The organism is Pseudonocardia sp. HH130629-09 (assembly GCF_001294645.1).
Taxonomy (GTDB): Bacteria; Actinomycetota; Actinomycetes; order Mycobacteriales; family Pseudonocardiaceae; genus Pseudonocardia.
Genome location: NZ_CP011868.1, coordinates 5,827,965 through 5,847,296, shown reverse-complemented (window position 1 = coordinate 5,847,296; position 19,332 = coordinate 5,827,965). Strand labels below are relative to the sequence as shown.

Genomic DNA, 19,332 nt, shown 5'->3' with positions numbered 1-19,332 from the left:
TGTTGCGCGACCCGGCGATGCATCGGCACTTCGACGGCTCGGCGATGGGTCGGAGAGCCGACCACCGCCGAGATCCTGTCCGGCGTCGGTCAGGTCTTCACGATGAACATGACCTACATCGACGGCGACGCCGTCGAGCACTACCTGTCCGACAACATCCTGACGATGTTCGACCTGAATCGAACCAACGCGTGGACCACGGCCGTTCACGGTGGCGCGCCGCTCGGCTGGACGTGGCGATACGACCTCGCGCCGACCGGTGGTGGGACGCAGGTTCGTCTGACCTACGACTGGTCCGACGCACCCGCTGCCACCATCCGCAGGTTCGGTGTTCCCATCGTCGGCCCCGACCGGCTCGCTGAATCGCTCCGCTTGTTGGCGGCGCTCTGGGGACTGTCCGGAAGATCGCGTGTGGGCGGTGATCGTCTCTGTCAGTTCAGGGCGGTTCGGTCGCCGTAGAACAGTAGGTGTGGCTGCCCGTCAGGGGTACGGGCGCCACGCACGGTCTTGCCGTCCGGCGCCCACACCCGCCGTTGCTCTCGACGCGGCCGACCGGTGTCGGTCGGGCGCTCGGCAAGCTGTGCGCTGGTCCAGGCGTGCAGAGCGGACTCCAGCTCGACGGGGTCGAGTTGCTGGAGCAGCCTGCGGATCGTGGACTCGTGCGGCACCACCAGTACGGCGTGCTGCGGGTCGATGCCGAGCCGGTCGGCGAGTTCGACCAGCAGGCCGACACCGACGTCCCGGGTGTGTTCGGCGATCGCGGTGGATGAGCGGGCACCGGCCAACACCGCGCACGCGACCAGCACCAACACCGGTGACAGGCCATGGCGGACCCCGCGCGCCCGTCGCGGGTCGGGAACCGAGTGCAGGGCGTCGAACAGCGACAACGCCGCCTGCGTCGAGCCCGACTCGGTGACGGCCGCGTCGAGTTGGGTGTCGGGGTCGAGCAGGACAGCAACGATCGGAGCAGATGACAACGCGGGCACGACCCTGTTGGTGATCAAGGCTTCGACAACCTCATGATCACCAACAGGGTCGTGCCCGCACCCGCATCTCGGCCCGGCGTGTCGCCCCAGCTCAGTCGCTACCCACTACGACTTCGCCGGGGCCCTGGCTCCGACCTGCTCGACCACCTGGCGGCCTACGTCGCCCGGCGTCCCGACGCGCTCGTCTTCACCGGCCTCCAGGGGAAATGCACTACGACGCGGGGGAGTGAGCCTTTTTCAACCTGACCAGCGAGCTTCTGCGTCAGGAGATCGCGAAGGTTGCAGCGCAACTGCTCTGACCCGAATCCGCGAGTAGCGCTGGTGTCCGGACTGGGGAGATGGCGATAGGTGCCCGCTGACCTGCGATGATCGTGTTTGCGACGACACGACATTGCGGGTTGAGAGGACACCTATCAGGTGCGAACAGTACGCAAGCGACGCCCGCGGTGTGCGCGGGTGCGTCTCGGCGCGCCGGACGCGGCGCTGACCAGGTTCTCCGGGCTGGCCGCGGTGACCGAACTGATCGACCGGCTCGGGATCATCGACAAGCTCGACGCCGCGGTCGGGCCCATCAAGGACCGCGACCGCGGGTGCAGCGCCGGGCAGATGCTGGTCGGCATGTCGGCGGCGCAGCTGTGCGGGGAGGACTTCCTGGTCGGGCTGGACCGGCACCGCGCCGACACCGCCGGGCAGGCACTCACGCCGGTGCCGGGGTTGGCGTCCACGACCGCCGCCGGGCTCGCGCGCAAGTTCATCGAGGGGCAGTGGGCGGCGGTGGAGACCGGGCTCGGTGACGTGCACACCACCGCGCTGGACCTGCTCGCCCAGGTCGACCCGGACCGGGCCGAGCAGCTGACGGCGGACGTGACGATCGATCTGGACACCACCGATGTCGAGGTTTACGGCCGGCTCAAGCAGGGCGTGGCGTTCAACCACCAAGGCCAGCGGGTCGCCCGCCCGCACGTCGCGACCTGGGCCGACACCGCGGTGGTGCTGGCCGCTGACCTCGGTTCGGGCCGGGATGACCCCCGCGCCACCAGCGCCGAGCTGTTCTACCGGGCGCTGGCCGCGCTCCCCGCGCAGGCGCGGGCGGGGCGAGTCCGCGTGCGTGCGGACGCGGGCTACTTCGCCGGGCAGCTCGCCCGCGCAGCCCTGTTCGTCGGCGTGGAGTTCGCCATCGGCGCCCGACGCATCGCGCCGCTGTGGCGCATCCTCGACGGCGTCGCGGCCGACGGGTGGACCGACGCGATCGACATGACCGGCGCGCAGGTCGCGGTGGCCGACTATTGCCCGAACTGGTGGCCCGCAGCGACCCAGCTGCTGATCCGTCGGGTCCGGCTCGACCTGGACCACGGCCAGGTCTCCGGTGACCCGCGAGCGCGGCGCCGACGCACCCTGCACCCCGCCCAGCGGGCGCTCCCGCTCGACGACCTCGCTACGGTGGCCAAGGTCGACGGGGTGTTCGCCTACTCGTTCATCGTGACCAACCTCGACGTCTCCACACCTGCCGCAGCCGCGCAGGCCGAGTACTGGTACCGCCACCGCACGAAGGTGGAGAACCTGTTCCGCGACACCAAGCACGGCGCCGCGCTGCGCCACCTCCCCTCCGGACACCTCGCGGTGAACCGAGCCTGGATGTGGGGCGCACTCCTGGCCGCCACCACCAGCGGGTGGCTGCACCACCTCACCGCCCGCACCCGCGACGGGCGCCTGGTCGGGCACGGCGTCCGCGGCGGCCAGGCCATGATCGCCACCCTGCGCCGGCGGCTGATCACCATCCCCGCCCGCCTCGTGCGCCACGCCCGCGGCCTCACCCTGCGCCTACCACCCGGCGAGCACCTACTCGCCGAGGTCCTCGCCCGCGTCCGCGCCCTGCCCGCTCCGTCCTGACCCGGCCGCACCGGCCCCGACCAGCACAGGAACCCGCCACCCGAGGCGACACTCGGGCCGCCCGCTTGCCCACCACCCAACTCCCGACCCAAGCAACATCAACTTTGGCCGACCAAGATCAGCTCATAGCCTACTCGCGGATTCGGGTCTGACCACAGCTGCACAGGTCACCGGCTCGCTAGCTCGGCGTCTGCACCCACACAACCAGGCCCCTGAGCTGCCGGAACGGCAGGTTGAAAAGGGCTCAGTGAGCGTTTGCCAACCTGATCAGACGTTGGTGATCATGAGCGTCTGAACAGCGGCGACGAGGTCGGTGGCGTGGCTGGGGCTGGAGCAGATCTTCCGCAGGATCCGCCAGTTCTTGAGCTCGGCGTTGACCCGTTCACCGGGCCCGCGTTGGCGGGCGTGAGTGGTGTTGACTTCCTTCTGTGCTGCAGACAGGGGCCGGTAGCGGCCGGTGTCGCGGTCCAGGCGTCGCCTGCGCTGCGGGACGACGACGTGTTTGCCGGCGCCTTGGTAGGCGGTGTCGGCGATCGCCTGAACGCCGGCGTCGGCGAGGGCGTCGATGATCCCGTGCTGGCGGGCCGCGGCGATGTCGTGACGGGCACCGGGCAGCGCCGGTGAGATCCACACCAGCCGGCCGGCCGGGTCGGCGATGACCTGCACGTTCACGCCGTGGCACTTGTGCTTGCCGGAGTAGAAGCCGGCGTTGTAGTCCGATCCCATCCCGACCCGGTCGATACGCAGCAGGCTCCCGTCGAGGATCACGAACGCCTTCCCGCGGGCGACCTCGATCGCCTGCTCGAGGCTCGGGGCCAGGTCGGCGAGCAGCGCGATCGCCTCGCGGATGTAGCGGAACGCGGTCGAGGTACCGACGCAGAACCAGCTCGGCACCCGCTGGCTTGCGGTGGCCGCGCAGGGCGTGAATTGGTGAAGCTCCTGGTAGACGGGCGACGCCACGCCGCAGAGCCGCTGACCAGCACAGATCAAGTTGGCAAAGGCTCAGTACTTCGCGCCTTCCCCGCCGTCGCCGGCCCAGATCCCCAACACGTCACGGCGGCCGTCGACGGTGAACTGACCCCCGGCGTGGTGTGGTGATGGTCAGTCGTTGCTGGCGCGGTTGTGTTTGGCCAGGAGCTCGCGTCGGGCGCGGGTGCGGTAGGAGTCCCCGGACAGGGTCAGGACTTCGGCGTGGTGGACGAGGCGGTCGATCATGGCTGCGGCGACGACGTCGTCGGAGAAGGTCTCGCCCCAGCGGCCGAAGGGCAGATTGCTGGTGACCATGACGCTGCCTTGTTCATAGCGGGAAGCGATGAGCTGGAAGAACAGGTTCGCTGCGTCCTGGTCGAACGGGATGTAGCCGACCTCGTCGATGATGATCAGTTTGTAGCGGCGGATCTTCTTCAGCTCGGCCTCGAGCCGGCCGCTCTGGTGCGCGGCGGCGAGTCTGGTGATCCAGTTGCTGGCGGTGTCGAACAGGACCGAGTAGCCGGCGTGGGCGGCTTTGACGCCGAGCCCGATCGCGAGGTGGGTCTTCCCGATCCCGGGCGGGCCGAGCAGGATCACGTTCTCGCACTTGGCGACGAACGTGCTCGTGGCCAGGTGGGCCAGGATGTCGCGGCGCAGCGAGGGCAGATGGTCGAGGTTGAAGTCCTCCAAGGTCTTGACCTGGGGGAAGTGCGCGGTGCGGATCCGCATGACCGTGCCCTTGGACTCGCGGTCGGCGACCTGGCGCTGCAGCAGCGCGCCCAGATACTCCTCGTGCGACCAGTTCTCCTCACGGGCCTGGGCGGCAAGCTGTTCCCAGCTGGCCGCGATGGTCGGGGTCTTCAGGACCCGGGTCAGGTAGGCGATCATCGCCGGCAGTCCGTCGGGGACCGCGGCCAGCACCGGACCGGCCGGCCCCGAGCTCCCAGCGGGGTCGGTGGTGATCTTCGGTGGTGTGGTTGTCATGAGCTGCTCGCTTCCTCGGCAGTGGAGACGAAGTCGACACCGAACAGGGCGTCGTAGTCGGGCAGTGCGCGCAGGGTCACCGGGTGGCCGTCGAGGTGACGGCGTGCTGCGGCCTGTCGGGTGTTGCGGTCGTGGGCCAGGGCGCGGCGCATCGCCGCGGCGGTGTGCTGGTGCGCCGGGTCGGTGATCACCGCGTGGCGGGCCCAGCTGCGGTCGTGACGGGCGACGACCTGGCCGGCGCAGTAGACGACGACCTCGCGCGGTGAGGCGGCGACATCGACGAACCGGCCGATCATCTGCGGATCCACGGAGTAGTCGTTGGCATCGACGCGGACGTAGTAGTCCCGTGCCAGCCGGATCCGCTGGGCCAGCCCGATCGGCGGGTCCAGCGGCGGCAGCGGAGTCATCGCCGCGTAGTCGTGGGCGAGCACGTCCACCGGGCGGCCGCCGATCGCTCGGACGGTGCGGGTGTTGGCCCGGGCCAGCCAGTCGTCGATCTGGTGGTTGAAGTCGGCTGGGGAGGCGAAGCGACGTCCGGGCAGGAACGAGGTCTCGAAGTAGCCGTTGTTGCGTTCGACCAGCCCCTTGAACTCCGGATCCCGCGGTGGGGCAAGCCGGATCCGGGTGGCCAGAGTGCCGGCGAACGCAGCGGCCGGTGCCGAGACCCGCCCGGTCCCGCCGATCGCAGACTCCCGGTCCCAGACCAGCGTGCGGGTCACCCGCCCGACGTCGCTGATCAGCTGCCACATCCCGGACAGGATGTCCCCGGCCTGGCGCGAGGGGATCATCGTCGCGGACAAGAACCGCGAGTAGCCCAGCGTCATCACCAGCACCGGTAGGACCCGTTCCTGGCCTGGGCCGACGGGGATCGTGGTCTCGGGGAACCACAGGTCGCACTGGGTGATCTCGCCCGGTGCGTAGGCGACCCGGTCGACCGGGTCGATCCCGACATACTCGGGGCGGATCTGGCGGATCCGGTCCTTGAGCACGGTCAGCGAGTGCTCCCACCCGATCCGCTCTGCGATCACCGTGGCCGGCATGCGTGGGAACTGCGCCAGCAATGCCCGCACCTGCGGCTCGACCGCATCCGCCAGCGATCCCCGCGGGCCCCGTTCCCGCTTCGGCGGGCCCGGCGCCCGCAACGCGGAGCGCACCGTGTTGCGGGCCACCCCCAGCCGGCGGGCGATCTCCTTGATCGGGACACCCTCGGCCCGATGCAGACGACGGATCTCGGCCCAGTCCTCCACCGACAACACCCCCTCAGCGTCGTGCAGAGGGGGTCAATCCCAAGCCGACGCTAGGGGGTCAGTCTGAGCCCGTCGTCGACACACAGGTCACCGGCTCGCCAGCTCGGCGTCTGCACCCACACAACCAGGCCCCTGAGCTGCCGGAACGGCAGGTTGAAAAGGGCTCAGTGAGCCTTTTTCAACCTGACCAGCGAGCTTCTGCGTCAGGAGATCGCGAAGGTTGCAGCGCAACTGCTCTGACCACAGCTGCACAGGTCACCGGCTCGCTAGCTCGGCGTCTGCACCCACACAACCAGGCCCCTGAGCTGCCGGAACGGCAGGTTGAAAAAGGCTCAGTGTCGTCAAATGATGAGCCGCAACAGCTCCGGCCGGCACATGGGCACCGCACGGTAAGAAGGGTAGGGCCCGACGGTCCTAGTAGCGTGTCGTCGCTAATTATTAGTTCACGCGGTGTATCAGTAGTGGCCTGGCGCCGGGCGGGATTCCTCGGGTGCCGGTAACCGCTCGTATTCGATCTAGCAGTATCCCCGTCCTCGACGGCCGCGAGTGCGTTCGACTCAGCGACGGGACGTGGCTCAATCTCAGTGGACCGCGCCGGTCGGGCTAGACGATCGTGAGTCTCGTGGGCCGACGAGAGCAGGGCGACCTCACCGGCAGGCCGACTGCACCTTCGAGCGGGGCAGGCCATCGTGCATCAGATGCAATAATGCTCTGCCCTTCTGTCATAATTCTTATTATCGGCTCGCGGTCAGTGCATGTCGGCAAGCGTCTCAGACACTTGATCTCAATCTGAGTGGAGAGTGCACGGTGGTTGGCATGACAGACGTTCGGACATGCGACCCGGCGTTCGAACCATGGATCCGTCCACACTGGCCGGGTTGACTCCACCCCATGACCACCCGACCCACACTCGTCCTGGGCGCCACCGGTAAGACCGGCCGGCGGATCGTCCCCCGTCTTCGACTGCGGGGCGTGCCGGTGCGCGCCGCCTCGCGCACCGCCGCCGTCCCGTTCGACTGGTACGACCCCACCGGCTGGGAGGCGGCACTCGCGGACGTGGAAGCCGTCTACGTCGTGGCCCCGACGACCCCTGGACCCGTCGGGACCTTCGTCGACCGCGCCGAGACGGCAGGCGTACGGCGCCTGGTCCTGCTGTCCGGACGCAGCGCCGACGACTGGGCCGGCTCCGGTTTCGGCGACGACATGCGCGACGCCGAGGACGCCGTGCGAGCCTCGTCCTCGGAGTGGACCGTCCTGCGCCCGACCAACTTCTTCCAGAACTTCTCCGAGGAAGCCCACCTCGCCCCCCTCCTGGCCGGCGACCTGGCGCTGCCCGCAGGGACCCTCACCGACCCAATGGTCGACATCGACGACCTCGCCGACGTGGCGACCCGGGTGCTGACCGAGCCCGGACAGCACGGCGGCCGGACCTACGAGCTCACCGGTCCACGGCCGCTGACCTACCGCGAGGCCGTCGACATCATCGCCCGCGCCACGGACCGGGCCATCACCTACAGCGAGGTCTCCCCCGAGCACTACACGGCGAGCCTGGTCGGCCAGGGTGTCGACGAGGACGTCGCCCGTGCCGTCACCGCCATGTACACGCTCATCGAGCGCGGCGTCCTCGCCGCCACCACCAACGGGGTGCGGGAGGTGCTCGGGCGCGCACCCCGCACCTTCGAGGACTACGTCGCGCGGGAGGCGGCGGCCGGAACCTGGCGACGGTGACCAGCACCCGGGCGTCCGGCGGACCCGGGTTAGCCGGACGCCTCGGCCCGCGCGACGAGGACCCCCGCTGGTCCCGCGCAGGTAGGCGAGCCACGTGCTCCCCGCCGAACGGGACCGCGAACATGATCCGCCGGATGCCGGGCGGGTTCACCGCGGCGCCGGGGTCCCCGGCCCGGCGGCGACGGCGGCGGCGACGCGAACCGCGTCAGCTCGAGGCGCCCGTGCCAGGGGCAGGTGGAGGCTGTCGCGGACGATGCCCGAGAATGCAGAAACCCCGGTGATGTAGCGCGCCGATGAGGGCGGCCAGGGATCGCTCCGGGGTCTTCGCCTTCGAGGATACGGAAGTCGTCAGAGGATGTCGAATTCACCGGCCGGCTCGGCTTCACCGCTGCTGATCCAGCAGTACCTGTCGCCGGCGAGGCTCAGCACCTACGTGGGGGCCTGTGGCGGTGATCTGGGCACGGCCTTGGGTCTGTATCGGTGGAACGCCTCGGTGTCCGCGGCGTTCTGGGAAGTGCTCGGGCACGGCGAGGTGATCCTGCGCAACGCCATGCACGACCAGCTGACCGCCCACCATCAGCGACGCGGTCTTCCCGGCGAGTGGTTCGACGACCCGCAGGGAGTGTTCAACAACCGGACCACCGACGACGTGCAGACAGCGAAAAGGCGGGCCGGGCGAGGGGCTCCGCCGGGCAAGGTCGTCGCCGAGCTCTCATTCGGGTTCTGGCGCTACCTGCTCGCCAATCGCTACTCCACGACGCTGTGGCCGGCGATCCGCCACGCCTTCCCTCAGCTACCCCGCCGCGGCAACACGCGGCCGCTGCTGGAGAGACCCGTGAACGATCTCCACCTGCTCCGCAACCGGATCGCCCACCATGAGCCGCTGATCCGCGAACCGCTGCACAAGCGCTTGGCCAGTCTGGAGTACGTGCTGGACCAGATAGACCCACAGGTCCGCGTCTGGGCTCTCGACGACGGCGGGAGGTTGACGACGCTGCTGGCCAGCAGGCCCTGAACTCGCCAAGGCCGTCGGTACCAGTGCCCTGATGTGCTCTACCCCGGCCATGGAACAGGCAAAGAGGCAGGAGCACGCTGACTGTGCATCTTCCGCTCCCCTGATCGGCGCTGTCGTGGCCCTCCTGATCTCGGCACGCTAGGGCTGGTGGAACGACGCCAGGTAGAGGTCAACGACATCCGACTCGACACCACGATCACCGGGCCCGGTTCGCCGACGGTCGTCCTATGCGACAGCGCTGGTGGCGACGGCGAGCAGTGGGAACATGTCGTGCCCCTCCTCGGTGGATACACGGTGCTCACCTACGCCCGACCCGGGCTCGGTAACAGCGATCCGCTCCCAGCCGAGGACGCTGCCGTCGCCCGTCCCGCTCGATGGGCCGCCGAGCAGCTCCGCGATCTTCTACGAGCCACCGGGGTTCCTGGCCCGTTCGTGGTGGCCGGCTGCTCCGTTGGCGGTCTGATCGCCGACGCGTTCGCCACTGAGCCTTTTTCAACCTGACCAGCGAGCTTCTGCGTCAGGAGATCGCGAAGGTTGCAGCGCAACTGCTCTGACCACAGCTGCACAGGTCACCGGCTCGCTAGCTCGGCGTCTGCACCCACACAACCAGGCCCCTGAGCTGCCGGAACGGCAGGTTGAAAAAGGCTCACTGCCTATCCCGATGAGGTAGCCGGGATCGTCCAGGTCGACGCAAGTCCCCTGACAGACATCCCCACCAATCGGGAACGGACCACGATCGACGAGGCAGACGGTCGTGGGATTGTGTACTCATGGCCGATGACGTGGGCCGAAGCAGCCCGGCTACGGCTGGCCCGTCTGATCGTCGACCAGGACTGGACCTGCTCCACCGCGGCCAGAATGTTCATGGTCGCCCCTCGCACCGCCCGAAAGTGGGCTGACCGCTACCGCGCCGAGGGCCCGCCCGGGATGGTCGACCGCAGCTCCCGACCACGGTCGATGCCGGCCAAGACCCCGCCGAGGCTGGTGAAGCAGATCGTGCGACTGCGGTGGCACCACCGACTCGGACCAGTACAGATCGGCGGCCGACTCGCTCTCGCCGCCTCGACCGTGCACGCGGTCCTGCGCCGCTGCCGGATCAACCGGCTCTCCCACATCGACCGGGTCACCGGCGAGCCCCTACGCCGCTACGAACACCCACACCCCGGCTCGTTGATCCACGTCGACGTCACCAAGTTCGGCAACATCCCCGACGGAGGCGGACACCGCTTCGTCGGACGCCGACAAGGCGCCCTGAACAAGCGGTCCACTCCCGGACTGCCCAGGGGAACCGACTACAAGCCGCGCACCGGCAGAGCGTTCGTCCACACCGTCATCGACGACCACTCCCGCGTCGCCTACGCCGAGATCCACAGCGACGAGAAAGCCGACACCGCCACCGGTGTGCTACGCCGGGCCGTGGACTGGTTGAACGCCCGCGGCGTGACCGTCGAACGGGTCCTGTCCGACAACGGCAGCTGCTACCGCTCACACGCCTGGCGTGACACCTGCAGCGAACTGGGCATCACCCACAAGCGAACCCGGCCCTACCGGCCTCAGACCAACGGCAAGATCGAACGTTTCCACCGCACCCTCGCCGACGGGTGGGCATACGCCCGCTTCCACCCCTGCGAAACGGCTCGGCGAGACGCGCTCCCCGGCTGGCTGCACTTCTACAATCACCACCGGCCCCACAGCGCAACCAACGGCCTACCGCCGATCAGTCGCCTGACCAACCTGCCTGGACATCACACCTAGACGCTGCCGCCCCGGCCGCCCCGGCCCGGCCGGCCACGCCCGAGGAGCTGGGACTGTTTCAAGATCGGTGTTTTCGGCCCGACACGCCGGGCTGAGGTCCGGCGAGATGGGCACGGACAGTGATGACATCGGACCTTGTGGATCCAAGCGAGGGTGACCCGAAGCCTGCTCGGCAGGCGTCGGCGGAGCGGGCCGCTGCGGCGGCGATGGTGGCCGAGGCGAAGGCGCGCGGGCTGGCGTTGACCGGCCCGGACGGCCTGTTGAAGCTCTTTACCAAGAATGTTCTGGAAACGGCGCTGAACGAGGAGATGACCGAGCACCTCGGGCACGACAAGAACCGGGCCGACTCCGGCCGGGAATCCACCAACGTGCGGAACGGGTCCCGCTCGAAGACGGTTCTCTCGGATGCCGCGGGTGACGTGGAGATCGACGTTCCGAGAGACAGGGCCAGCACTTTCGAGCCGCAGATCGTGAAGAAGCGTCAGCGGCGCCTCACAGATGTCGACGAGGTCGTACTGTCGCTGTATGCGAAAGGGATGACGACCGGGGAGGTTTCCGCACATTTCGCTGACATCTATGGGGCGTCAGTATCGAAGGAGACGGTCTCGCGGATCACCGACAAGGTCGTCGCCGAGATGAATGACTGGGTTGGTCGGCCGTTGGATTCGGTGTACGCCGCGGTGTTCATCGACGCTGTCCACGTCAAGGTCCGGGACGGGCAGGTCGCCAACCGGCCGGTCTACGCAGCCATCGGCGTCACCGTGGACGGCTGCAAGGACGTGCTGGGGCTGTGGATGGGCGTCGGCAGTGAGGGCGCGAAGTTCTGGATGAGCGTGCTGGTCGACCTGAAGAACCGCGGCGTGCGTGACGTGCTGTTCCTGGTCTGCGACGGCCTCAAAGGACTCCCGGAGGTCGTGGCCAACGTGTGGCCGCAAACCATTGTCCAAACCTGCGTCGTGCACCTGATCCGAAACACTTTCCGGCTGGTGGGTCGACAGGACTGGGACGCGGTGAAGCGCGACATCAAACCAATCTATGCCGCGCCCAACCCGAATGCAGCACTTATCGCTATGGATGAGCTCGACGAGAAATGGGGCCGTAAGTACGCGGCGATGATCCGGCTATGGCGCAACGCGTGGGAAGAGTTCGTGCCGTTCTTGGACTACGACGTCGAGATTCGAAGGGTGATCTGCTCTACGAATGCGATCGAATCGCTTAACGCCCGCTACCGGCGCGCGGTGCGGGCGCGTGGTCATTTCCCCACTGAGCAGGCTGCGATGAAATGCTTGTATCTTGTGACTCGCAGCCTGGACCCGACCGGGACGGGCCGCACGAGGTGGACGATGCGTTGGAAGCCCGTGATCAACGCGTTCGCCATCACGTTCGGTGACCGCTGGCCGGGAGCCGAGACCTACTGAGCAACGACGCCGAAACACCGATCACGAGACAGGCCCTGATCGGGGAGGCATCAGCTATAAGGGGTAGCGATGCCAGAGGTACGGAAGCGCTACGACCGGGAGTTCCGTGACGGAGCGGTCCGGGTCGTGGAGGAGACGGGCAAGCCGATCGCCCAGGTCGCCCGTGACCTGGGGGTCAACGAGGGCACGCTGGGCAACTGGGTGGCCCGTGCACGAGAGGCCCGCGAGGACACCGAGGGCCTGTCTCGCGGCGGCGTCGAGGAGCTCAAGCGGCTGCGCGCGGAGAACGCCGAGCTGCGGATGGAGCGTGATGTCCTCAAGCGATCCGTGGTCCTGTGGGTCAAGGAGGCGACGAAGTGAGCGTGGCCCGTTTCATCGCCGACCAGAGGACCTTCCACCGGGTGCCGCACACGCTGGCCTGCGCCCTGTTGGGGGTGTCGATCTCCTGGCTGTACAAGTGGCTCGACCGCGCCGCGCGTTCCGACGGTGGTGCCACCGCGACCGAGAAGCGCCGCTGCGCGTGGGACGCCGCCGTGGCCGTGGCGTTCGACGACGCCCAGCGGCTACACGGCTCACCCCGTCTGCACGCCGACCTGTGTGAGGCCGGATGGCGGGTGTCGGAGAAGACCGTGGCGGACTCGATGCGCCGCCAGGGCCTGGTCGCCCGCCGGATCAAGCGGCACAACGGACTGACCCGCCAGGACCGCACGGCGCCGAAGTTCCCGGACCTGCTTCGTCGGGGTTTCACTGCGGCCGAGCCGAACCGCAGATGGGTCGGGGACATGACCGAGATCCCCACCGCGGCCGGGAAGTTGTATCTGGCCACGGTGATCGACCTGTACTCGCGGCGGCTGCTCGGCGCGGCCACGGGGCTGCACCCGAACCCCGAGCTGGCGTGTGCGGCGATCCGGATGGCGGTGGCGGCCCGCGGCGGGGCGGACCGAATCGCCGGGGTGATCTTCCACACCGACCGCGGGTCGACCTACACCGCGGGCGCGTTCACCGCTCTGTGTCGGCGGCTCGACATCCGTCAGTCGATGGGCCGGGTCGGGTCGTGTTTCGACAATGCCGCGGCGGAGGCGTTCTTCTCCAGCCTGGAGTGGGAAGTGCTGTCCCGCAACGACTTCGACACCATCAGTAGGGCGCGGGCGGCGGTCATCGACTGGTGTTACGGCTTCTACAACCACCGGCGGCGACACAGTGCCGCCGCCGGGCTCTCACCGATCAACTACGAGAACGCCGCCCTCACCCGAGACGCGGCATAAGAACCCTCCACGATCTCGGGGGAACCGCAAGCTGCTCGGCGGTGCCGGGTACCGGGAGCCGGCCCGGCTGCCGGACCTGCCGTCCCGCCCGGGTGCGGGACGCGCCGTCGTCGCGGCCGGGGACTGCCGGCGGCACTGGGCGGCCGGTCCGGTGCGGACCGCCGCGCAGCGGGCCCGGGCGAGCGCCGCGGCCCGCGACCGCTCCCGTGGCCAGCGGATCTCGGCCTACATGACGTCGACGGTCACCAGCTCCTGACCGTCCCGGGCGGCGCGGGATGATGTCGCGGTGACGACCACCGGGACCCCGCCGCTGCCGAAGGCCGAGCTGCACCTGCACATCGAGGGCACGCTCGAACCCGAGACCGTGTTCGAGCTGGCCAGGCGGCACGACGTCGCGCTGCCGTACGCCTCGGTGGAGGACCTGCGGGCCGCCTACGACTTCACCGACCTGCAGTCCTTCCTGGACGTCTACTACGCCAACATGGCCGTCCTCCGGACCCGCGACGACTTCGCCGAGCTCGCCTCGGCGTACCTGCGGACCTGCCCGGAGCAGGGCGTGCGGCACGTCGAGATGTTCTTCGACCCGCAGGCCCACACCACTCGCGGCGTGGCGATCGGCGACGTGATCGGCGGCCTGACCGACGCGGTCGAGGCCCACGCCGGCGAGGTGTCGGCCGGGCTGATCCTGTGCTTCCTCCGCGACCGCTCGGCAGCCGAGGCGGAGGAGACCCTGCGGGCCGCGGAGCCGTACCTGGACCGGATCGTCGGGGTCGGGCTCGACTCGGCCGAGGTGGGCCACCCGCCGTCGAAGTTCACCGCCGTGTTCGACCGCGCCCGCGGGCTGGGGCTCAAGCCGGTCGCGCACGCCGGGGAGGAGGGTCCGGCCGGCTACGTCTCCGAGGCCCTCGACGAGCTGGGAGTGCTGCGCGTCGACCACGGCATCCGTGCCATCGAGGACGACGCGCTGGTCGCCCGCCTGGTCCGCGACCGCACCCCGCTGACGGTGTGCCCGCTGTCCAACGTCCGGCTCGCCTGCGTCCCCGGGATCGGGCTGCACTCGCTGCCGGAGATGCTCGCGGCCGGGCTGAACGTGTCGGTGCACTCCGACGACCCGGCCTACTTCGGCGGCTACGCCGACGCGAACTACGCCGCCGTCCGCGACGGCCTCGGGTTCACCGACCAGCAGCTGCGGACGCTGGCCGCGAACTCGTTCGCCTCGTCGTTCCTCGACGACGCGACGAAGGAGCGCCTGGCCGGCGAGGTCGCGGCCTGGGGCGTCCCTGGGCAGTACAGCTAGGCGGTCGCGGCCAGCCGGACCGGTCGCAGCGGGTGCAGCGGCCGGCCCGCCCCGCTGCGGCCCCGCTCCACCGTGAACGGCGAGAGCCGGAACCGGCGGGTACGCAGCTGATACTCGGCGGTGTTCGCGGGCCACATGACGACGTTGACGCCCTCGTCGTTCTGGTAGTAGCTGGAGCAGCCGCCGGTCTCGTACACGGTGCGGGCCGACCGGCGCCGGATCCGCCGCGTCCAGCGCTCCTCGACGGCGGGCTTCACGTCGAGCGCGCGGATGCCCTCGGCCGCCATCCGGCACACGGCGTCGGCGACGTAGCGGGCCTGGGCCTCGGAGAACAGCAGTGTCGAGCTGGCCCCGCTGGTCGCGTTCGGACCCTGCATCAGGAACAGGTTCGGGAAACCGGGGTAGCTCATCCCCAGGTAGGCGCGCGGGTAGGAACCCCAGTGGTCGTGCAGCGAGCGGCCGTGCGCGTCGTGGATGCGGCGCGCGATCGGGGCGGTCGCGCCGACCTCGAACCCGGTGGTCAGCACGATCGCGTCGACCTCGGCGCGGCTGCCGTCGCCGGAGACGACGGTCCGCCCCTCGACCCGGGTGAGTCCTCCGGTGTGCAGCGTCGTGTTCGGCGCGCTCATCGCGGGCAGGTAGTCGTTCGAGACCAGCGGCCGCTTGCAGGCGTAGTCGAAGTCGGGGGTCAGCCGGGCACGCAGCTGCGGGTCGGGCGTCTGGGCGGCGAGGTGCCGGCGGCCGACCCGGGTGAGCGCCTCGCGCAGCAGCCGCGACCGCCGGGTGGCGGCGAGCAGCTCGGCGCCGACGTACATGACGTCGAACTGCATCCGGCACAGCAGCGGGTTCGCCGCCAGCGTGCGACGGGTGCGCTCGCCGACAGGCCGCTCGGGCTTGGGCAGGATCCAGGCCGGGGTGCGCTGCAGGACGTGCAGCTCGGCGACGCGCGGCTGCAGCTCGGGGACGAGCTGGACCGCCGTCGCCCCCGTCCCGACGACCGCGACGCGCGAGCCGGTCAGGTCCGCGTCGTGGTCCCAGCGGGCCGAGTGGAACACCGGTCCGGGGAAGTCCGCGAGGCCCTCGACGTCGGGCAGCCTCGGGTCCGCGACCAGCCCCGCCGCGCTGACCAGCACGTCCGCGGTGAACTCGCCGGACGGGGTCGCGATCCGCCAGCGGGCGTCCGCGGGGTCCCAGCGCGCGGAGAGCACGTCGGCGTCGAAGCGGACGTGGTCGAGCAGACCGGTCGAGCGGGCCAGGCGCCGTGCGTAGTCCTGCACCTCGTGGCCGGGCGCGTAGAGGTCGCTCCAGTCCGGGTTGGTCATGGCCCGCAGCTGGTACAGCGGCGACGGCGTGTCGACGCCGACCCCGGGATAGGTGTTGTCGCGCCACACCCCGCCGACGTCGTCGGCCCGCTCCAGCAGGACGAAGTCGTGCACACCCCGCCGTAGCAGGGCCAGGCCCACGGCGAGTCCGGTGAACCCGGCCCCCACGACCGCGACCCTCGAACGACGGGGTGACGGGCCGTGCGGCCCGTCGGAGGAGCCGGGGGAGCGGCGGGATCGACCGGCCGCTGGATCGGCAGCGCCTCGGACGTCATAGTCTCGACGGTAAAGGCTTCGTGGTGCACCGGCACGCGAGAGCGGCCGGTCTCACGCAGGTCGCCGGACACCCGTGTCGTGCGGGTCACACCGGGCCCGTCGGCCACCGTCGCGCCTGCGCCGGTCGGGTTCGGACGCACTAGGCTCTCCGCGTGCCCTCCGTCATGATCACGGGCGCGTCGTCGGGGATCGGTGCCGCGTTCGCCGATCGGCTCGCCGCCGACGGCCGCGACCTCGTGCTCGTGGCGCGCGACGCCGACCGCCTCCAGGCCGCCGCGCAGCGCTACCGCGACCTCGGCGTGGTCGTGGAGGTGCTGCCCGCCGACCTGTCGGAACCGGACCAGCGGGCCCGCGTCGTGCGCCGCCTCGCCGATCCCGACCTCGCCCCGGTCGACCTGCTCGTCAACAACGCCGGGCTCGCGCTGGGCTCGTCGTTCCTGGACAACGACGCCGCCGACCTGGCTCGGCAGCTGCAGGTCAACGTGGCCGCCGTGCTGGAGCTGACCCGGGCCGTGCTGCCCGGAATGGTCGACCGCGGCACCGGCGCGGTGCTGAACGTCGCCAGCGTCGCGGGCTTCCTGGCCGGGCGCGGCTCCACCTACGCGGCCGACAAGGCGTGGGTCATCTCCTTCACCGAGGGCGTCGCCGCGTCGCTGCAGGGCACCGGGGTGCGCGCGATGGTGCTGTGCCCCGGCTACGTGCGCACCGAGTTCCACGAGCGCGCCGGCATCGACGTCGGCGCCCGCCGCGGCCCGCTGTGGCTGGAGGCCTCCCAGGTCGTCGACGAGGCGCTCGCCGACCTCGGCCGAGGCCGGGTCGTCTCGGTGCCCTCCCGGCAGTACAAGGCGATCGTGGGGGCGACCGGGGTGCTGCCCCGGGGCCTGCTGCGACGCATCACGGCGACGTTCGACAGGGATCGCACATGAGCTCCGCACACACCGACCGCTCCCGGCTGGCCGCGCTGGTCCGGGAGATCGCCGTCGTCCACGAGCGGGTCACGCTCTCCTCCGGCGCGGAGGCCGACTACTACATCGACCTGCGCCGCGTCACGCTGCACCACGAGGCGGCCCCCCTGATCGGGCGGCTGCTGCGCGAGCTCACCGCGGACTGGACCTACCGGTCGGTGGGCGGGCTGACACTCGGCGCGGACCCGGTTGCGACGGCGGTGCTGCACGCGGCGGCGGCCGAGCCGGACACCGACCCGGTCGACGCGTTCGTCGTCCGCAAGGAGACCAAGAAGCACGGCATGCAGCGGCTCATCGAGGGCCCGGACATCGCCGGTCTTCCGGTGCTGGTCGTCGAGGACACCTCCACCACCGGCGGCTCGGTCCTGACCGCGGTCCGGTCGGTGCTGGCGGCCGGCGCCGACGTCGTCGGCGTGTGCACGGTCGTCGACCGCGACACCGGCGCCCGGGAGGCGGTCGAGGCCGAGGGCGTGCCGTACCGCGCGCTGCTGGGGCTGGCGGACCTGCAGCTGGGATGAGCGAGTCAGGGCCCAGCGAGTGGTCGGTCCCCGGCCAGGTCGGGGTGGGCCCGTGGGCCGGGCGGTGGCCCGACGGCGACCACTGGGACCCGGAGCTGCTGGAGCAGGGGGATCGGCGCAACGTCGTCGACCGCTACCGCTACTGGCGTCGTGAGGCGGTCGCAGCGGACCTGGCACGCCGGGCGCACCCGTTCCACGTGGCGATCGAGAACCTCGGCCACGACCACAACATCGGCACGGTGGTGCGCACGGCGAACGCCTTCGGCGTCGCCGGCGTGCACATCGTCGGACGACGGCGGTGGAACCGGCGCGGCGCGATGGTCACCGACCGCTACCTGCGGCTGCACCACCACGCCGACGCCGGCGGGCTCGTCGCGTTCGCCAGGGAGCACGGTCTGGCCGTGGTCGCGGTGGACAACGTCGCGGGGGCGGTCCGGCTGGAGCGGACGTCGCTGCCGCGGGACTGCGTGCTGGTGTTCGGCGCCGAGGGCCCGGGTCTCTCCCCGGAGCTGTGTGCCGCCGCGGACCTGGTCGTGTCGATCGCCCAGTTCGGCTCGACGCGCTCGGTCAACGCCGGCGTGGCGTCCGGCATCGTGATGCACAGCTGGATCCGCGAGCACGCGGACCTGTCCGACGCCTGGTGATCAGCACGTTTCCGCCCCGCCGGGGGCGGAAACGTGCCGGTCGAGGCTCAGCCGCCCGCGCGGGGCGGCATCGCGGGATGGCCGGTGGTGTGGCGGTACGGCGGCTCGGTCCCGTCCTGGGGACGGGGCCCGGCGCCGGGCCGGGGCGCGGGCCCGCCGTGCTGCGGGGCGTGACCGCTCTGCGGGGCGTAACCGGACCGCGGTGCGCGACCGGGCTGCGGTGCGTACGGGGCCTGACCGTCCCGGGGCTGCCCGTGCTGCGGTGCCGGGCCGTTCCCGACGGCGGGCATCTGCATGGTGACCGCGGCCGGGTCGTCGTCGGCGGTGTGGCCGGTGACGGTGGCGGCGGCCGCACCGGCCGCGGCGCCCGCGACGCCGTCGACCGGGCCGGCGGGACCCCCACGCTTCGACGCGGCCCGCGCCCGCAGCACCTCGAACACGATCGGCAGCACCGAGACCAGCACGATCGCGACCAGGATCAGGTCGATGTGCTCACGGACGAAGGTGAACTGGCCGAGGAAGTAGCCCAGCACCGTCACGCCCGCCGCCCAGGCGACGCCGCCGATCAGCGAGTACGTCAGGTAGCGCTTCGGGTCCATCCGCGCGACGCCCGCGCTGACGGTGATGAAGGTCCGCACGATCGGCACGAACCGACCCAGGACGATGGCCCGGTTGCCGTACCTCTCGAAGAACTCGTGGGTCTTCTCGACGTGCTTGGGGTTGAACAGCTTCGACCTGGGCTTGTCGAAGATCGCCGGGCCGGCGCGGTAGCCGATCCCGTAGCCGACGGCGTTGCCGGCGAAGGCCGACACCACCAGCACCAGGCTGGCCAGCCACAGCGGGACGTCGATGGCGCCCTGCGCCACGAACAGGCCCGCGGTGAACAGCAGCGAGTCGCCCGGGAGGAAGAACCCGAGCAGCAGCCCGCACTCCGCGAAGATGATCGCGGCGACGCCCACCAGGGCCCACGGGCCCAGGGACTCGATGATCACCGCCGGGTCGAGCCAGTCGGGACCGAGGGCGAGCGTCTGCGTCGCGGCGAGAACCGTCACG

The 19,332-nt window shown here is 70.4% G+C and carries 19 protein-coding genes; 13 read left to right on the top strand and 6 right to left on the bottom strand.

Features of this window, described 5'->3' with window-relative positions:
• The first annotated feature begins 102 nt into the window (after nt 1-102).
• Complete coding sequence (locus XF36_RS27255) at nt 103-459, top strand: hypothetical protein (protein WP_060714163.1); 357 nt, start codon at nt 103-105, stop codon at nt 457-459.
• Here XF36_RS27255 and XF36_RS27250 read toward each other — a convergent pair.
• Nucleotides 432-1,004 carry a transposase family protein gene (locus XF36_RS27250; protein ID WP_060714162.1) on the bottom strand — a complete coding sequence of 191 codons (573 nt, stop codon included), beginning with the start codon at nt 1,002-1,004 and terminating at the stop codon, nt 432-434. The genes XF36_RS27255 and XF36_RS27250 overlap by 28 nt on opposite strands.
• 438 nt (nt 1,005-1,442) lie before the next feature.
• Here XF36_RS27250 and XF36_RS27245 point away from each other — a divergent pair, with 438 nt between their 5' ends.
• Nucleotides 1,443-2,876, top strand: a complete 1,434-nt coding sequence (locus XF36_RS27245) for an IS1380 family transposase (protein WP_060710862.1) — start codon at nt 1,443-1,445, stop codon at nt 2,874-2,876.
• A gap of 267 nt (nt 2,877-3,143) precedes the next feature.
• On the opposite strand, the gene XF36_RS27240 is transcribed toward XF36_RS27245, so the two are convergent.
• The 3 genes from XF36_RS27240 to istA all read right to left on the bottom strand — a co-directional run bounded on the left by XF36_RS27240 (nt 3,144) and on the right by istA (nt 6,085).
• Nucleotides 3,144-3,770 carry an IS5/IS1182 family transposase gene (locus XF36_RS27240; RefSeq protein ID WP_060714161.1) on the bottom strand — a complete coding sequence of 209 codons (627 nt, stop codon included), beginning with the start codon at nt 3,768-3,770 and terminating at the stop codon, nt 3,144-3,146.
• A gap of 207 nt (nt 3,771-3,977) precedes the next feature.
• Nucleotides 3,978-4,829, bottom strand: a complete 852-nt coding sequence (istB, locus tag XF36_RS27235; protein ID WP_060713594.1) for an IS21-like element helper ATPase IstB — start codon at nt 4,827-4,829, stop codon at nt 3,978-3,980.
• Nucleotides 4,826-6,085 (bottom strand): IS21 family transposase, encoded by a 1,260-nt coding sequence (istA, locus tag XF36_RS27230; protein WP_145981219.1) that lies wholly within the window; start codon nt 6,083-6,085, stop codon nt 4,826-4,828. Before istA ends, istB begins: the two co-directional genes overlap by 4 nt.
• Before the next feature lie 882 nt (nt 6,086-6,967).
• On the opposite strand from istA, the gene XF36_RS27225 reads away from it, so the two are divergent.
• The 8 genes from XF36_RS27225 to XF36_RS27195 all read left to right on the top strand — a co-directional run bounded on the left by XF36_RS27225 (nt 6,968) and on the right by XF36_RS27195 (nt 14,554).
• On the top strand, nt 6,968-7,804 hold the full coding sequence (locus XF36_RS27225) for an NAD(P)H-binding protein (protein WP_060714160.1): 837 nt from the start codon (nt 6,968-6,970) through the stop codon (nt 7,802-7,804).
• Between the two features lie 355 nt (nt 7,805-8,159).
• On the top strand, nt 8,160-8,819 hold the full coding sequence (locus XF36_RS27220) for a hypothetical protein (protein WP_060714159.1): 660 nt from the start codon (nt 8,160-8,162) through the stop codon (nt 8,817-8,819).
• Between the two features lie 147 nt (nt 8,820-8,966).
• Nucleotides 8,967-9,320: an alpha/beta fold hydrolase gene (locus XF36_RS32010; RefSeq protein ID WP_145981536.1), complete on the top strand. Its 354-nt coding sequence runs from the start codon at nt 8,967-8,969 to the stop codon at nt 9,318-9,320.
• Nucleotides 9,321-9,596: 276 nt separating this feature from the next.
• Nucleotides 9,597-10,574: an IS481 family transposase gene (locus XF36_RS27215; protein ID WP_082375688.1), complete on the top strand. Its 978-nt coding sequence runs from the start codon at nt 9,597-9,599 to the stop codon at nt 10,572-10,574.
• 206 nt (nt 10,575-10,780) lie between these two features.
• Nucleotides 10,781-11,992, top strand: coding sequence for an IS256 family transposase (locus tag XF36_RS27210; protein WP_422662586.1), 1,212 nt, complete (start codon nt 10,781-10,783; stop codon nt 11,990-11,992).
• A gap of 69 nt (nt 11,993-12,061) precedes the next feature.
• Complete coding sequence (locus XF36_RS27205; RefSeq protein ID WP_060710840.1) at nt 12,062-12,352, top strand: transposase; 291 nt, start codon at nt 12,062-12,064, stop codon at nt 12,350-12,352.
• Entirely contained in the window at nt 12,349-13,257 is a 909-nt protein-coding gene (locus XF36_RS27200; RefSeq protein ID WP_060711247.1) for an IS3 family transposase, read from the top strand. Before XF36_RS27205 ends, XF36_RS27200 begins: the two co-directional genes overlap by 4 nt.
• 286 nt (nt 13,258-13,543) lie before the next feature.
• A complete protein-coding gene (locus tag XF36_RS27195) occupies nt 13,544-14,554 on the top strand; it encodes an adenosine deaminase (protein WP_060714158.1) in 1,011 nt (336 codons plus the stop codon).
• Here XF36_RS27195 and XF36_RS27190 read toward each other — a convergent pair.
• On the bottom strand, nt 14,551-16,044 hold the full coding sequence (locus tag XF36_RS27190) for a flavin-containing monooxygenase (protein WP_060714157.1): 1,494 nt from the start codon (nt 16,042-16,044) through the stop codon (nt 14,551-14,553). The genes XF36_RS27195 and XF36_RS27190 overlap by 4 nt on opposite strands.
• A 260-nt stretch (nt 16,045-16,304) precedes the next feature.
• Between XF36_RS27190 and XF36_RS27185 the strand changes: the two genes are divergently transcribed.
• The 3 genes from XF36_RS27185 to XF36_RS27175 are packed head-to-tail and all read left to right on the top strand — an operon-like array spanning nt 16,305 to nt 18,279.
• A complete protein-coding gene (locus XF36_RS27185; RefSeq protein WP_020625732.1) occupies nt 16,305-17,078 on the top strand; it encodes an SDR family NAD(P)-dependent oxidoreductase in 774 nt (257 codons plus the stop codon).
• On the top strand, nt 17,075-17,635 hold the full coding sequence (gene pyrE / locus XF36_RS27180) for an orotate phosphoribosyltransferase (RefSeq protein ID WP_020625733.1): 561 nt from the start codon (nt 17,075-17,077) through the stop codon (nt 17,633-17,635). The genes XF36_RS27185 and pyrE overlap by 4 nt, the downstream gene beginning before the upstream one ends.
• On the top strand, nt 17,632-18,279 hold the full coding sequence (locus XF36_RS27175; protein ID WP_060714156.1) for a TrmH family RNA methyltransferase: 648 nt from the start codon (nt 17,632-17,634) through the stop codon (nt 18,277-18,279). Before pyrE ends, XF36_RS27175 begins: the two co-directional genes overlap by 4 nt.
• 47 nt (nt 18,280-18,326) lie before the next feature.
• Here the strand turns inward: XF36_RS27175 and XF36_RS35365 are convergent, their stop codons facing one another.
• The gene (locus tag XF36_RS35365) at nt 18,327-19,331 is read right to left on the bottom strand and encodes a DedA family protein (protein ID WP_145981535.1); all 1,005 of its coding nucleotides are present in this window, start codon (nt 19,329-19,331) and stop codon (nt 18,327-18,329) included.
• Nucleotide 19,332 lies beyond the last annotated feature (1 nt).

Coding starts and splice junctions, on each gene's coding strand:
- XF36_RS27220 (WP_060714159.1), top strand. CDS start 8,160: ATGTCGAATTCACCGGCCGGCTCGGCTTCACCGCTGCTGATCCAGCAG.
- XF36_RS27225 (WP_060714160.1), top strand. CDS start 6,968: ATGACCACCCGACCCACACTCGTCCTGGGCGCCACCGGTAAGACCGGC.
- XF36_RS27255 (WP_060714163.1), top strand. CDS start 103: ATGAACATGACCTACATCGACGGCGACGCCGTCGAGCACTACCTGTCC.
- XF36_RS27205 (WP_060710840.1), top strand. CDS start 12,062: ATGCCAGAGGTACGGAAGCGCTACGACCGGGAGTTCCGTGACGGAGCG.
- XF36_RS27175 (WP_060714156.1), top strand. CDS start 17,632: ATGAGCGAGTCAGGGCCCAGCGAGTGGTCGGTCCCCGGCCAGGTCGGG.
- istB (WP_060713594.1), bottom strand. CDS start 4,829: ATGACAACCACACCACCGAAGATCACCACCGACCCCGCTGGGAGCTCG.
- XF36_RS27215 (WP_082375688.1), top strand. CDS start 9,597: ATGACGTGGGCCGAAGCAGCCCGGCTACGGCTGGCCCGTCTGATCGTC.
- pyrE (WP_020625733.1), top strand. CDS start 17,075: ATGAGCTCCGCACACACCGACCGCTCCCGGCTGGCCGCGCTGGTCCGG.
- XF36_RS27210 (WP_422662586.1), top strand. CDS start 10,781: ATGGTGGCCGAGGCGAAGGCGCGCGGGCTGGCGTTGACCGGCCCGGAC.